The sequence below is a fragment of the Bacteroidales bacterium genome (genome assembly GCA_012517825.1).
Lineage (GTDB): Bacteria > Bacteroidota > Bacteroidia > Bacteroidales > JAAYUG01 > JAAYUG01.
The window spans coordinates 1-15,126 of record JAAYUG010000015.1; the positions used below are offsets into that span (position 1 = coordinate 1).

The 15,126-nt window shown below is 47.0% G+C and carries 14 protein-coding genes and 1 pseudogene; 7 read left to right on the plus strand and 8 right to left on the minus strand.

From position 1 onward, the window contains the following. Positions 1–273: 273 nt before the first annotated feature. The 5 genes from GX419_01120 to GX419_01140 all read right to left on the minus strand — a co-directional run bounded on the left by GX419_01120 (position 274) and on the right by GX419_01140 (position 6,603). Positions 274–1,524, minus strand: a complete 1,251-nt coding sequence (locus GX419_01120) for a hypothetical protein (GenBank protein ID NLI23293.1) — start codon at positions 1,522–1,524, stop codon at positions 274–276. A gap of 10 nt (positions 1,525–1,534) precedes the next feature. Beyond that, positions 1,535–2,725, minus strand: a complete 1,191-nt coding sequence (locus tag GX419_01125; protein ID NLI23294.1) for a glucuronyl hydrolase — start codon at positions 2,723–2,725, stop codon at positions 1,535–1,537. A 264-nt stretch (positions 2,726–2,989) separates the two neighbouring features. Then, positions 2,990–4,267 carry a carboxypeptidase-like regulatory domain-containing protein gene (locus tag GX419_01130; protein ID NLI23295.1) on the minus strand — a complete coding sequence of 426 codons (1,278 nt, stop codon included), beginning with the start codon at positions 4,265–4,267 and terminating at the stop codon, positions 2,990–2,992. 321 nt (positions 4,268–4,588) lie between these two features. Then, positions 4,589–4,990, minus strand: coding sequence for a response regulator transcription factor (locus tag GX419_01135; GenBank protein NLI23296.1), 402 nt, complete (start codon positions 4,988–4,990; stop codon positions 4,589–4,591). Next, a complete protein-coding gene (locus GX419_01140) occupies positions 4,987–6,603 on the minus strand; it encodes a PAS domain S-box protein (GenBank protein ID NLI23297.1) in 1,617 nt (538 codons plus the stop codon). Before GX419_01140 ends, GX419_01135 begins: the two co-directional genes overlap by 4 nt. Before the next feature lie 190 nt (positions 6,604–6,793). On the opposite strand from GX419_01140, the gene GX419_01145 reads away from it, so the two are divergent. After that, on the plus strand, positions 6,794–7,402 hold the full coding sequence (locus GX419_01145) for a DUF502 domain-containing protein (GenBank protein ID NLI23298.1): 609 nt from the start codon (positions 6,794–6,796) through the stop codon (positions 7,400–7,402). Between the two features lie 4 nt (positions 7,403–7,406). Here GX419_01145 and GX419_01150 read toward each other — a convergent pair. The 3 genes and pseudogenes from GX419_01150 to GX419_01160 form a co-directional block, all read right to left on the minus strand. Next, positions 7,407–8,390, minus strand: a pseudogene (locus GX419_01150) (acyl transferase). Positions 8,391–8,454: 64 nt separating this feature from the next. Next, positions 8,455–9,276 (minus strand): pyrroline-5-carboxylate reductase, encoded by an 822-nt coding sequence (proC, locus tag GX419_01155; protein NLI23299.1) that lies wholly within the window; start codon positions 9,274–9,276, stop codon positions 8,455–8,457. A gap of 96 nt (positions 9,277–9,372) precedes the next feature. After that, on the minus strand, positions 9,373–10,632 hold the full coding sequence (locus tag GX419_01160; GenBank protein NLI23300.1) for a phosphoglycerate kinase: 1,260 nt from the start codon (positions 10,630–10,632) through the stop codon (positions 9,373–9,375). 118 nt (positions 10,633–10,750) lie between these two features. Between GX419_01160 and GX419_01165 the strand changes: the two genes are divergently transcribed. The 6 genes from GX419_01165 to GX419_01190 form a co-directional block, all read left to right on the plus strand. After that, on the plus strand, positions 10,751–11,887 hold the full coding sequence (locus tag GX419_01165; GenBank protein ID NLI23301.1) for a DNA polymerase III subunit delta': 1,137 nt from the start codon (positions 10,751–10,753) through the stop codon (positions 11,885–11,887). A 62-nt stretch (positions 11,888–11,949) separates the two neighbouring features. After that, positions 11,950–13,140, plus strand: coding sequence for a hypothetical protein (locus tag GX419_01170; protein ID NLI23302.1), 1,191 nt, complete (start codon positions 11,950–11,952; stop codon positions 13,138–13,140). Next, entirely contained in the window at positions 13,121–13,591 is a 471-nt protein-coding gene (locus GX419_01175) for a gliding motility lipoprotein GldH (GenBank protein NLI23303.1), read from the plus strand. The genes GX419_01170 and GX419_01175 overlap by 20 nt, the downstream gene beginning before the upstream one ends. A 12-nt stretch (positions 13,592–13,603) precedes the next feature. After that, a complete protein-coding gene (gene trmB / locus GX419_01180) occupies positions 13,604–14,317 on the plus strand; it encodes a tRNA (guanosine(46)-N7)-methyltransferase TrmB (GenBank protein NLI23304.1) in 714 nt (237 codons plus the stop codon). Beyond that, a complete protein-coding gene (locus GX419_01185) occupies positions 14,283–14,633 on the plus strand; it encodes an MGMT family protein (protein NLI23305.1) in 351 nt (116 codons plus the stop codon). Before trmB ends, GX419_01185 begins: the two co-directional genes overlap by 35 nt. Before the next feature lie 68 nt (positions 14,634–14,701). Next, the coding region (locus tag GX419_01190) for a P-loop NTPase (GenBank protein ID NLI23306.1) at positions 14,702–15,126 on the plus strand (425 nt) is incomplete at its 3' end.

Here is a 15,126-nt window from a genome sequence, read left to right on the forward strand (position 1 = left end):
ATGTTTGACTTTGAAGGAAATACTCTGCCTTCTATCAACTACCTGAATGCAAGCTATAAAGGCCTCTGAAACAGGGAATTTGCTTCATATGCTGCATTTGCCATGAGAAATCCGGGGGCTTTGCATGCCGAATACCCCGTTTGTGCATTACCCGATTTCCGCATCAGGAGCACAAACATATGAGTGATTGATGCATTGACTTTTTTCGCAGGGATCCGTGTTAAACCAGCTGTAACGAAGGAAAAGCTGACCTCAGGGCACACTGCGCATTTTCTAACGCGCAATATATTTTTCTTCGGCAAGCTGTTTCCTGAATTTCAGATAATCAGGATTCTGAGGATCAATAATTCCATAGATGGAAACAAAGTGACGGGCTGCCTCCAGGTTACCAGCCTGAATACTTCTGTTCGTATAGGTATATGCCATGATGCTGAGATAAGCCAGCAAACGTTCATGCATTGCTTTTTTCAGGCCGTCTGACGACCCGGTCAGTCTGGTTCTCAAAACATCTGCCTCGTTCCTCCACCAGGAAGTATCCTTTTCGGTGAAGGCTTTCTGGTACTCCATACGAAGCATTTCTTCCATACGCAATACCTGTTCTTTTTCAGAGAGGAATTTCCGGAATTCAGGCGTAGAAGAAATTTTTTTCACTCTTTTCCGGAAAGTGTTTGCCTCTTTGTATCCTGCCAGAAGAGAAGCACCTCGTTCGGCCCAGGCAAATTCATCTGCAATATTTTTTCTTTGATGGTAATAGCCGACCGAATCGAGCAGGGAGTTTTTCAGACAGGAGATGATCTGACGGTCGGTGGCAACAATTCCCTCCTGCATAGCTTTGATGTGAAGAAACAGCAGAGCAAGAGAAAGTTGTTCCCGGGATGGCCAGGCATGAGTTCCATGGAATATACTGGTATAAACGTTGAATTTTGTTCCTTTGAGCTGTTCCGGTAATGATTCCACTTCGCTGTAGTTAAAATCTCCGTCTCCTGCCAATGCTGCAATGGCAAAAGCCCGTGTGCCGGAAGCAGGCTGAAAACCAGGCAATCCCGCACTGCAGGAAATAACTCCCCTTATATTGCTCCAGGAAAGCGCCAGCGAGGCAGCAATTCTGCCTCCTCCCGAAAATCCGGCGGCATAAATCCGCGTTGAATCAATACTGTACCGACTGGTAACATCCTCGTAAAACGTTCTGACTACATATTCAATATTGGCAACACCGTTGGCAGAATTATCGGAACCGGCCACAATGTATCCGAATTTTTCGGCTACTGAAGAAAATAGCTTCACGGGCAGACGCCCATCAGCATGCGGATCGAAACACAATAACACCGGCCATTTTTTATCAGGTGTATAGTTGCCAGGCAAATAAACCTCATACCTCTGGGAACTGTCATACCGGCAAGCTACTGTGACAATACGGGTTGTGTCAGCCGCGCCCTGCAGCAAATCCGCACAGCTTTTCCGTTTTTCCGAACAGGCAAAAAGCAGAAAAGGCAAAGAAATGATCAGAAAAAGGCTTTTTTTCATTGGATAAAAATTAGTCTGAAGTTCCGTTCTTCATATTCCTGAGCCGCATAAGGGCTTCGATGAAATAATAGTCGGCATAAATGATCGGTACGTCCACTTCTGTATTATGCGGTTTGCTTCCTACAGAATGGGAAAGGAGGGCATCCGATTCATCCGGGGCCAGGTAATGTGTTGCAAGAGAAGTGAGAATACGACAGGCTGTATGAAGGTAATAGGAAGCCGTGTCCTTATCAGGGATAAACGAAGAAAGTTCAATAAGGGCAGAAGCCGCAATGGCAGCAGCCGAAGCATCCTTTGGTTCATTGGGTATTCCGGGTGCATCAAAATCCCAGTAAGGAACGCCATCAGCCGGAAGCCGCTCAATAAAATGATTGGCAAGATTCCGGGCAGTTGTGAGAAATTCCTTCATTCCGGTTTCACGGTAACTCATGGTAAATCCATAAATACCCCATGCCTGTCCACGGGCCCACATGGATTTGTCGGAAGCGCCCTGCCAGGTCTTCAGGCTGTCAACTTTGCCGGTTTCATCATCATATACCACAACATGTACCACCGAATAATCGGGCCTGATCTGGTTTTTCATTGTTGTCAGGGCATGCCGGATGGCTACGTCTTTATAGGCCGGTCTTCCGTTACGCGAAGCCCAGAAAAGAAGCTCCAGGTTCATCATATTGTCAATGATGGTATTGTGTTTCCAGCCGCGGTTCTGCTTTTGCCATGGCCATGAAAGAATGGTTCCAACCCTGGGATTGAAAAGAGTAACCAGGGAATCGGCCGTTTCGAGCAATATATTCCTGTAAAGGGAATCGCCTGTTAACCGGAATCCGTTTCCAAAACTGCAGTACATCATAAAACCCAGGTCATGATTCTTTTCCCGCATCTTTTTAACGGGCTCAAGGCAGGCAGTCCAATGGCGGGCCTGTTTCAGCAGGATGCTGTCGCCGCTGAAATCGGCCATATACCACAAAATTCCCGGCCAGAAACCGCTGGTCCAGTCATAGATTCCCACGGTCTTCCATTCCTTGCTTCCCACCGGTATCATGCGGGGCATTAATGCCGTATCGGGCAGGTGCTGAAGGGTTCTTATAATCTTCTGATGTGCCATCTGCAACCAGGGGTCGGGCTGGATACATCCCTTTCTTTGACAGGACGATACAACAGCAATAATCAAAACAAATGCAATGGGAAATAGTCTTTTCATCACCTCAAATAATTTATCAGACTTTTTTGATGGCTAAAGGTAAAGATAAATTTGCTTGGCTGAACCGCAATGTTCCCATTGATAATCATGGACGTTTCAAAATTTCGTTTTGCGACTTCTCCGGCAGAAATTTTCTGTTTGGGCCTGCATGAGAGAGTATAGATTAGTTCCTTTAAAACAACCCTGCAAATAAAAAAATAGCTGCCGTTAACATGAACGGCAGCTATGAAACCCTAACCTCAACGATGGAAAAAGCACAAGGGTTTACCGTATAATTCTTCTGTTCAGCTTGCGAATCGCTTCCTGTATTGTTTCATCGGGCTTAATATAGTTGTAATCGCCCCAGAAGCTTTCATCCTTGAAGTAATCCACCTGATCGGCAAACACATCACTCATCCTGGCTGATTCACGGTAGGCATACCGGCTAATATTGACGGTATCAATATCGGTCACAGCCATTTCACTCATGACAGTGAAGGTAGTATTGAACAGCTTTTTCTTCCATTTGCACCTGAACCTCAGTTCGGAACGGACATAATTCAGGTACCACTTGTTATTGAATTCCTTGTAGTTGACCAGGTAATTTCCGCTGAGGGTTTCTACCTGCATCGATACTGGTTTCTTTTTTACCAGTACATTGCTGGCCAGATGAAGGCCTATGTCGCTTAAACGAAACTCCAGTCCGGTAATAGCCAGGTTGTTAACATCAAGATATATTTTACCGCTGTAAAGAGGTTCATTCACATCAGGCCGCTGGTCAAATTCAATAACATAGCAGTCTTTGTCATTAACCGTGGCCATGCCCGTCAGGCTGTACTTATAAAATTTCATATAATCGGGATCGAGCAGTATTTCCGGATTTTTTACCACATCGAGCAGGAAAACCGTTTTAGGACCTCCCTGCAGTTTAAATGTTACCGTATCCATCCTTTCCACGTCCTGGCTCTTTCTTCCTTTGTAAATCTTTACCCGGTCTTCATCATAGGCTTTATTATAGGGGGCTTTATATACATCCAGTATGGCTTCGGCCAGTTCTACATAACTCCGGTTCTTCTTAATGGCTTCCCTGTAGAAACCGGTCACCATAGCCGGTTTAACCGGGTAATTTTCTTCGATTCGCCTCATGGCGGCCTGCAAAAGCGTAAGCGGATCATTGGACCGGATAATTACTTCGGTGATAGGAATAGGCTCCGGTTCCATGAGGATGACATATCCTTCCTTTGTCAGTTCCGCCAGATCAACCTGAAAATTCCGGTAGCCAAGATGGGTGATGCCCAGTTTTCCTCCGGCCAGGCTAACGGGAACCTTAAGCACAAATTCTCCGTCGGAATTGGAAACTGTTCCTATGCTGTGCCCGACCACATGAACATTCGCAAAAATTACAGGCTTTTTGGTCAGCTTATCAATAATCTTTCCGCTGAAAGTTACAACCTTTGATGTGTCATCCTTCATCAAAGGCATTGCCATTGCATTTCCTGCAAGGAAAAAAAGCAGTATTCCTGCCAGGATCATGTTTCCTTTTAAATTCATTTTTGATTTCATGGGTTCATTATTTATTTTGAAAACAACAGACCAAAATTTGTCTTTTCATAAATAATGACAACTGGAGAACCTTTCTCCCTATCAAAGATTATTTTTCTGAAAATCCATGTAATCCAAGAGCGTTTGGATTTAAAATACAATCCGACGAATTCAACATAACCCGCATGCGCACCAAAAAATGCGCGATGTGCTGCAAAGTACGCTTTCACTCCGTTTCAGCGGGGTTAAGCCGGATGCCTGCACGCAAAGCCTGCATACTGCGCATTAGTTCGCTTGCACTCCATATACCGTTGCGTGAAAGGAATACCGGCACCAATGATACTAATCTTCCTGAACCAGGATATCAGGAGGGAAGTGGTATTTACCATGCATCACATCATAGATTGCCACAGGCAGATCGGTGTAAAGTTCATCTTTAAACACGCAACCCTTAAAACCGGCTTCCACAAGCGTTTTGAGGTACGCCTTGTCGGTATACATGGTAATGGCTATAAACCGTATGTGAGGATACAACCAGAGTGCTTTCCGCGTAGCTTCAATCCCTCCCACTTGCGGCATCTCAAGATCTATTAGTACCAGGTCGGCCAGTGCCAGGTTCTCATTGTTCAGAAGCTCCAGTCCGTTTCTGACTTCGGCAATTATTTCAATATCCTTGCTTTTCCGCAGGTAGAACCGGAGTCCCTCCAGAAATTTTTCATTGTCGTCAGCAAGAATTACCTTCATAGAAGTTTAATTGGTATGATAAATTTAAAAATAACTCCCTTTCCAACCTCAGTGGCGGCAATGAATTTTCCGGCCATTGATTCAATCCGGCTCCGGATATTGAGCAGTCCTAATCCTTTGCCAGGTTTTTCCAGCAGGGTTATATCGAACCCCTTCCCGTTATCAGCATATTCAACTATTACATTTTCTTCTTGCCTGATAACTTTCAGTGAGATGGATGAAGCTTCGCCATGCCGGAGCGAATTATTTACCAGTTCTATGATTGCCCGGTAAAGGCTTGTTTCATAAATTTCAGGCAGTCGCTCAGAAAATCCAAATTCAGCCTGAATGGTCACAGGGTATGCTTCCTGAACCTTGCCGAAAAAGGATTCGATGGCCGTTTGCAAACCATAGTTCCGGAGCAGGTGCGGACTCAGGTTGTTCGAAATATCCCGCATGGTGCGCAAGGCATAATCAATGTTTTCGTATAATTTCCCGATGAGAACCTTTTGCTGGTATGCATCCGTTTCTTCCTGAAGCATCTGAACATACATCTTCCCGGTTGAAAGCAAAGGCCCAAGCTCATCGTGCAGGTCGCCGGCCAGTCGTGCTCTTTCTTTTTCCTCTCCGGTTACAATGGCCTGAAGCATTTTCTGTTCCAGAAACTTCCGGTCAGTAATGTTGCGGGCAACATATAACAGAAGATTTTCTGCTCCAAACCGAAGGGGAAAGACGGCAACTTCCACCGGCACTTTCTCTCCTTTTCTGCCAATCAGGGAGAGTTCCAGCAGCGGTAAAGACTGGTAATCCGTCCCCTCAAATATTTTTCTTATATACACATATTCCTCCTTGTCCATAAAATTGAATACCTTCATTTTTCGCACTTCGTCAATACTATATCCGGTAGTATCAAGGAAAACCGTATTCGCCTCCCTGATTTCTCCCTCAGGGGTTGCAATTATTATCAGGTCGCGGATACCGAAAAAAATGCTCCGGAATTTTTCCTCACTTTCGCGGTATGCCGTTTCCACCCTTTTTTCTTCCGCAATCTCGTCTTTAAGCTCCCTGTTCATTTCAGCCAGCTTGTTGCTAAGCTGATTGTAATAGCGTGCATTGTTTTCAGCAAACCGGTTTAAGGCAGAAAAAACCAGCATGATCAGTATGGTAAAAAACACCGCCACACTAAACTGAAGAGCCCAGGGATAGAAAGAATGCACATACTCCTCCACAGGAAAGGCATAATTTCTTCGGCCGGAGAGGAAAAGGAATCCTATTACCAGCACTGTAACGATGGATCCCAGTATAAGATGAATTCCTGCCCTTTCATTGATCAGCATAGTGGCCAATAGACTCCCGACAAGCAAATATTGAAAACCAGCTCCCATCACCCCGGCCGACCACCATGATGCCGCCCCCATCAGATAACAGGCAAAGACAAATATTAGTGCTTTAAACCGGTAGCCTGTTTTACCTGAAAAAATAAGCAGGAGCAAAAAAATTCCGTACAAGAGCAATCCCACAATGGTATTGACCAATAAGCCGGTTACCGGAATCCTTAAAATTGCGGGAAGAAGTATCAGAAGCCCAAAAACCGCTACAATAGCAAGAATTGCATTGGCCAGTTTGTTTCTCATTTCGTTGAGATCGCCTGGAACAGATTCAGGCAGAAAAAATGACGATAAAAATTTTTTTACCATGCGAATGATGAATCAATTGATAAATTTACCAAAAATTCAATCCGGCCTTTTCCGGGAAAACCGGAAAAAGAAGGAACCGAAATCGTATAGTTCAGCAATCCATTTTCTTTCCAAAAAAATAACCGATATGAAAAAGTTAGCCAACTATTTTTTCCAGGGTTTGTTACTGGTTGCCCCTACAGGACTAACCATTTACATCCTCTACCTCATTTTCCGGGTTATTGATGATCCGCTGCAAACCTACATTAAAGACCTTACCGGGATTACCATTCCTGGCCTTGGCCTTGTGGTCATTGTGCTTTTTCTTACCCTGCTGGGCATTATCGGCAATTTTGTGGTTACCGATCCGGTGACAAACCTTATTGAGCGACTCATCCGCAAAGCTCCCGTAATTGAAATGATTTACACTTCGCTGAAGGATTTTCTTTCTGCGTTTGTAGGGAAAGAGCGACGTTTCAACAAGCCTGTCAGGGTACTTGCGGATGCAAATACCGGATTTGAAAAACTGGGATTTATTACCGAAGACGATCTGAAGAGCTTTGGAGTGAAGCAAAAAGTGGCTGTTTATTTTCCATACTCCCTGTCCTTCATGGGTGAATTGTTTCTGGTACCGGCCGACAAGGTTATCCCTGTCGATTTGCCGGCCGCAGAAGTAATGAAATTCATCGTTGCAGGAGGACTGGCCAAAATGACACCGGCAGGAGAAGAGGAAAAGAAAGATGATTCCGTGAAATGATTTTTTACAGCACCATCAGGCTGCATCCTCTTATCTCCGCCTGGTCCATCCTGCCCAGGACTTCAAAGGTACCACCGGCATGCAAAAGGCCCAGGTCGCCGGTTGCTATAAAAGGACACGACCATACATTGGCCAGGTCAATGATATCAATTCCGCCTGTTTTGCCGGGTTCCAGCAAATGCAAAGGGTCATAGGGATCCCTGACAAAAATCCTCATCCATGGGGGTGTGGAAAAAACTCCCTCTCCTCTGGAGTATGCCTGGGAAAGGAGTTCCGTCATCCCGTATTCTGAATGCACTGCCTCTACACTGAACTGACGGCAAAGAATTTCATGAATCTCATTCCGTATGAGTTCCTTCCTTCGACCTTTCATTCCGCCGGTTTCCATAACAATTGTGTTCCTGAGCTTCACAGGATGCTGTTCTGCAAAATCAAGAAGGGCAAAAGTCACTCCCAACAGCAGGGCAGGCTGTTTCTTCCGCTCCAGTTCGATCAGTACTTCGGCAAGCTATTCCTGATTGTACAGAAAAAATCCGCTCCGGGGATGCCGGCTAAGCCTGATAAGTTGGTCAACCATATAAACCAGCGAGGAACCGGTTCGCTCAAGATAGGAAGGCAACAGGCCCAAAATGCAGTACCGTGAAGGATCTCCGTAAAACAACCTGAACCCCCGTAAAAAACTTTCCCTGTAAAGGCTGAGTGAGGCAACATAGTGGCGGCTGGTTCCCATGCCTCCTGTGCCGGTGCTGGTGAACACCATTTCCGGTTCACCGATGGCTGCATAAATTCTATGCTCTTTAAAGAACTCCACCGGCAAAAAAGGAATTTTTTCCAGCGAATCAACATTTCCGGGATTTCGCTTCAGCGACGCGGAAAAAGCCCGATAAACCGGATTGTTTTCATAATGAAACCGGTACATTTCGAGGGCCAGTGATTCAAAATCCCCTGTCCCCTTTACCGTAAAAATATGTTCTTCACTGAAGTGCATCCGATTTACTCCCGCTTCCTTTTATATCCAACAACGGCCGGTTCCTCCCGGGCAATCTTTCGTTTTATTCCTTCCCGGCCAAAGGCTGGAGGTTTTCAATCTTATGGAACGAAGTTACAATTCCTTTAATCAATGCCGAGCTGAACCCGTTGTGTTCCATTTCGTTCAGGCCAGATATGGTGATACCCATCGGGGTTGTAACTTTGTCAATTTCCTTTTCGGGATGCTGGCCCTTAATAAGAACAAGTCCTGCCGCTCCTCTCAGGGTTTGGGCAGCTATAAACTGCGCCGTTTCGGATGGAAAACCAATTTCTATTCCTCCCTGGGTCATTGCCCTGAGGAAACGCAGGGCAAAAGCTACTCCGCAGGCTCCCAGCACGGTGGATGCTTCCATCAGTTCTTCTCCAATTACCAGGGTTTTTCCCAGCAGGTTGAAAAGTGCCTGAACTTCCTTCAGTGCTTCCTTGTCATCTTCCTGTGCGGCAAGGCAGGTCATGGATTCTCCAATGGCTGCCGCCGTGTTGGGCATGATCCGCACTACCGGCACCTTTCCGCAAAAGGAACGGATCTGGTTGATGGAGAAACCGGTGACCGAAGAAACCAGAATATGTTTTACGGGAACGAGAACATCCTGAATCTCCGTCAACAAAGCCTGCATCTGGTGGGGTTTGACGGTAATCAGGACAAGACGGCTCTCTTCCACAGCCTTTCGGTTATCAGAAGTAACCTGTATGTTTTGCTCCTGAAGGTGGTTAAGAAGCTGAACCTTACGGCGCGTAACAATGAGGTTTTCGGCACGGAACTTACCTGTTTGAAGCAATCCGGAAGCCAGCGAATTTCCAAGATTTCCTCCTCCGAGAATGGCAATACGAAGATTGTCGGTCATAGTTCATCTTTTTAAGGGCACAGGTTTGTATTGACAAGAAGTGCGGGCAAGCCCGCACTTCCTAAATTTTAAAATACCGGGGCAAAAAAGAATTTCTTACCCGCGGATGGCTTTAATTCCGGGAAGTTCTTTCCCTTCAATGTATTCGAGCATGGCACCACCACCGGTCGACACATAGCTGATCTTGTCAGCCAGCTTGTTTTTATTGACAGCTGCCACGGAATCACCACCGCCCACCAGGCTGAAAGCTCCGGCTGCAGTAGCTTCGGCTATAGCTTTTGCAATGGCGCTGGTGCCGGCGGCAAATTTCTCAAATTCAAAAACACCCATCGGGCCGTTCCAGAGAATGGTCTTCGATTTCTTTATAACACCTGAGAATAGAGCTATGGTTTCCGGCCCGATATCCAGCCCCATCCAGCCATCGGGTGTTTCATTCACCTTTGTTACCGAAGTATTTGCATTGGCATCGAAGGCATCTCCGTTCACGGCATCAACCGGCAGATAAACCTTAACCCCCTTTGCCTTTGCCTTTTCCAGTATCTGAAGCGCCACATCCAGCTTGTCTTCTTCACACAGTGATTTTCCGATCTTTCCTCCCTGCGCCTTGATAAAGGTATAGGTCATACCACCGCCGATAATCAGATTGTCAACCTTTTCGAGCATGCGTTCAATCACCATAATCTTATCACTAACCTTTGCGCCGCCCATAATGGCTGTGAAAGGATGATCGGGTGCATGCAGCACCTTATCCATGGCTTTCAGTTCTGCCTCAATCAGATAACCGAACATGCTCTTGCCGGGAAAATGAGCAGCAATCAGGGTGGTTGAAGCATGGGCACGGTGGGCTGTACCGAAAGCGTCGTTTACATAACAATCGGCCAATGAAGCCAGTTTGGCCGTAAATTCTTTCTGCCGCTTCTTCATTTCTTCCTTGGCTGCCTTTTTTTCTTCGTCCGAAACCCCTTCAGGCAGTTTGGGTTTGCCTTCTTCTTCCAGATAAAAGCGGACGTTCTCCAGCAGTAAAACTTCGCCCGGCTTAAGGGAACCAGCCAGTTGTTTGGCCGATTCTCCCACACAGTCGTCGGCAAATTTCACTTCCCTGCCCAAATGTTTTGAAAGAACCGGAATAACATGCTTCAGAGAGTATTTTTCCTGGGGAACTCCGTCAGGACGGCCCAGATGCGACATCAGAATACAGCTACCTCCGTCGTTCAGAATCTTGTTGATGGTAGGTAATGCACCCCGGATGCGTGTATCATCTGTCACCTCAAAGGTTTTCTTGTCGAGCGGAACGTTAAAATCAACCCGCACAATGGCCCGCAGGCCTTTAAAATTGAAATTGTCTATCGTTACCATATGCATCAAAATTTAAACATGTGCCTTAAAAATCATACAAACCTAACTGAAAATCATCAAATAGCCAAATTTTACTCTTTCAGCCCGGTACTTGAATTACCGGGAAAAAGCATTTACTTTGCAGCTTGTTCGTATGCTATTCCGTGACGTCATAGGGCAGAAACCTGTTATTCAGAACCTGATCCGCTCGGTGCAGGAGGGCAGGATAAGCCATGCCCAGATGCTGTTTGGCCCCGAAGGTTCCGGAAAACTTCCCCTGGCCCTGGCTTACAGCCGCTACATCCTGTGTACTTCGCGCACGCCGGAAGATGCCTGCGGACATTGCATTTCCTGCCAGAAGATTTCCAAACTGATTCATCCCGACCTCCATTTTGTGTTCCCTGTCTTCAGGGAAAAAACGGCCGAGAAAGTAACCAGCGAAAAGTTTCTCCCCCTCTGGCGCTCGTTCGTCCTGAACAATCCCTACTTCTCTTACAACCAGTGGATGAAAGCCCTCGATTCAGAAAACAAGCAGGGAATGATTTATGTGGAAGAAAGCGCCGAAATTCTCAGGAAACTTAGCCTGAAGCCCTATGAATCGGACTGGAAGGTAATGATTATCTGGCTTCCGGAACGCATGCACCCGGCCGCCGCCAACAAACTGCTGAAAATTCTGGAAGAACCTCCCGATCAGACATTGTTCCTTCTCGTCAGCGAAAATACCCAGGCCATTCTTCCTACCATCCTTTCAAGAGTTCAGATGATCAGGGTGCCCCGCCTGCCCGATTCTGACATCGAAAAGACCCTCCAGGAGAAATTTTCTGTTGAAAAAACACCATCGCGCAGAATTGCTCTCCAGGCAGGAGGCAACTTTGCCCGTGCCCTTTCCCTGATAAACCTCTCGGGCGAAGACCAGCAGTTTGAACGGTTCGTAACCCTGATGCGCCTGGTATGGAAAAAAAACATACCCGAAATTATTGGCTGGGTTGATGAACTGGCTTCCGTAGGACGCGAAGAACAAAAAGAGTTTCTGCAGTATGCTCTTTCCCTGGTGCGCGAAAACTTGCTTCTGAACCTGAAACTTCCCTTTGCACACCGGCTTACCGAACCGGAACTCGATTTTTCCCGCAAATTCTCAGCTTTCATTCACCCCGGAAACATTGAACAGATTCACGATGCCTTTTCTGCAGCACAGGCCCACATCGAAGCCAATGCTTATGATAAACTGGTTTTGTTCGACCTGGCACTTTCGCTTTCCGAAATAATCCGGAAATAATCAATTTTCTGTATCTTTGCAACTTTGCCGGAGTTTATCCGGCCCCCAAACAGGATATTACAATGAGTGCTCAAAATATAGAAGGAATACATCATAGAGGTTGCTGCAAACTTACTCCCGGAGGAGGGGATTTTCAGCGATGCATCCAGGACGGATGCAGTAAACTGAGTGTTTACAACTGGATTTCTGATCTTCCCATGGACGGAGGAATTTCAGAAGTGGTTGAAATCCGCTTTAAAAACACACGAAAGGGCTTTTATTACAACGTCAATCAGCTGGTTCTTCAGCAGGGCGACATTGTGGCGGTTGAAGCCACTCCCGGCCATGACATTGGCGTTGTATCACTCACCGGCGAGCTTGTTCAGCAGCAAATGAAAAAGTACAAGGTCACCACCCCGGCTCAGGAACTGAAAAAGATCTACCGGAAAGCCAAACCGGCCGATATAGAAAAATGGATGGAAGCCATTGCCCTGGAAGAAAGTACCATGCTCAAGGCCAGAAATATTGCCGAAAGCCTGCACCTCGACATGAAAATAGGCGACGTTGAATACCAGGGAGATAAAACCAAGGCCATCTTCTATTACATTGCCGACGACCGGGTTGACTTCAGGGAACTGATTAAAATCCTGGCCGATGAATTCAAGATACGGGTTGAAATGCGGCAGATTGGCGCGCGCCAGGAAGCAGGCCGCATTGGCGGCATCGGCCCCTGCGGCAGGGAACTCTGCTGTACCACCTGGCTTACCAATTTCGTTTCGGTTACCACCAGCGCCGCCCGCTACCAGGAAGTGTCGCTCAACCCCCAGAAACTGGCCGGCCAGTGCGGTAAACTTAAATGCTGTCTCAATTACGAACTGGATGTCTACCTGGACGCCCGGCACGACTTTCCCGATACCTCCGAACCCCTCCGCTTTGAGGAAGGACTCGCCAGACTGCAGAAAACCGACGTATTCCGCCGCATTATGTGGTACAGCCTCAACGAGGAAGAAACTTCCCTCATCCCTCTTCCGGTTGAAAAAGTCCGGGAACTCACTGAACTGAACCGTAAGGGCATCACACCCAAAATCCAGACAACCGGATACTCCCAGACACCGGTTTCCCCGGCCGCAGAAAACGGATATACCGACGTCATCAGTTCCCAGAGTGTTACACGGTTCGACAAACCCAAAAACAAACATAAAAAAGGCCGCAGACGACCGAATAACTCCAATAACCAGGCGAATTCCCCAACTGATGAAAGCTCTTCTGACTAACCTTTCGGTTTTTGTTTTTTTGCTGCTGTTCACTTCATGCGACCCCCGGATGGTCTTCGAAAAGAACCAGCGCATCCCCGGTGGATCATGGGATGCCGCTCAGCCGGCAGAATTCGAGGTGTTCATTCCCGACACCCTTCAGCCTTTCAATATGTACGTCAACATCCGGAACAAAGGATCCTATTCCTTCAGCAACCTGTTCCTGTTTATCACCATAACCTCACCTGCCGGTGAAAAACTGACCGATACCGTTGAGTTTACCCTTGCCGACAGCAAAGGAAAATGGTATGGAAAAGGTATCGGCGATCTCTATTTCCTGCGGGCACCGTGGAAAAAAAATATCCGTTTTCCGCATACGGGTATCTATCAGTTTCGTTTCACCCAGGGCATGCGCACCAATCCTCTGCCCGGGATCACCGATATCGGTATGCGCATCGAAAAAGTACATTGATTCTGGCAAGCCGTGGGGAAAAATAAGCTGAGAAAATTTGCCGAAATGAAAACGTTTCCCAACGTTTTCGAACCCACTCTTGCTGAGATCATGCAGCAGCCTTTCCCGCTGAAAACAAAATGGAACCAGGATTATTTCAAAAACTCACGCCCCATTACACTTGAACTCGGCTGCGGCCGGGGCGAATACACCACCGGACTGGCTGTGCGGAATCCGGAACGCAATTACATCGGCGTTGACATCAAAGGTGCACGGATCTGGCAGGGGGCTAAGTTCGCCCTCGAAAACCGGCTCACCAATGTAGCCTTCATCCGAACGCGCATTGAATTCATTACTTCCTTCTTCGGCCCTTCCGAAGTGGACGAAATATGGCTCACATTCCCCGACCCTCAGGAAAAAAAACGCAGGGCGAAAAAACGCCTCACAGGCTCCCGTTTTCTTAATGCCTACAGAACCTTTGTCAGACCAGGCGGAACCATCCATCTGAAAACCGACCATCAGGGGTTGTATGAATATACCTTGAACCTCCTTGCTTACAACCATCAGCAACCCAAAGTCTTCACCACCGACCTCTACGGATCTTCTCTTGCAGGAACCGCCGGGGCCATCCAAACCTATTACGAACAGATGTTTCTCCGTGAAGGAAAAAAGGTGTTCTACCTGGCATTCGCCCTTAAAACGGATCATGAATATGCCGAACTCCCCGAAACTGAATACGTCGAATGATTTTTTTGAACAGGTCTACGAAGTAACCCGAAAAATACCCTTTGGCAGAGTTACTTCCTATGGCGCCATTGCCCGCTATCTGGGGACAGCGCGGTCGGCCCGCATGGTAGGATGGGCCCTCAATGCCTGCCATTCGCACCCACGTCATGTGCCTGCTCACCGCGTAGTGAACCGGCAGGGCCTCCTTACCGGAAAAATGCATTTCGGAACCCCTACGGCCATGCAACAACTTCTTGAAAATGAAGGCATTAAAGTGGTCAATGACCGTATAGTCAACTTCCGTAAACTTTTTTGGGACCCCTGCAAAGAATTATGACAAATGATAGCTTGATTCCGTTCTTTTTTTTATTACTTTGCTGTTTAAATTTAATTTAAATAAAAATTATGTCTTTTACGCAGGAAGCTATACTGAATGAATTGAAGAAGGTGATTCACCCGTCTTCAGGAAAACCGGTTACCGAAGCAGGAATTGTTCAGAATGTAAGGGTTGGTGACAATTCGGTTCATGTTATCCTTTCCTTTCCCAGGAGTACTGATCCTCTGGCCGGCCCCATAAAGAAAGCCATAACCCAGGCCGTTCAATCGGGGTTTGGTGCAGGCATTCAGGTTACATTCGAAATCAACGCCAAAAAAGAGGTACCCGGGGAAAGCAACCAGCCGGAAGCTCTCTCCCGCGTTAAAAACATTGTAGCAGTGGCATCGGGCAAGGGAGGTGTCGGCAAGTCAACTGTGGCCGCTAATCTTGCTGTGGCAACTGCTTTGCAGGGCTACCGGGTTGGACTTGTGGATGCTGACGTTTACGGGCCTTC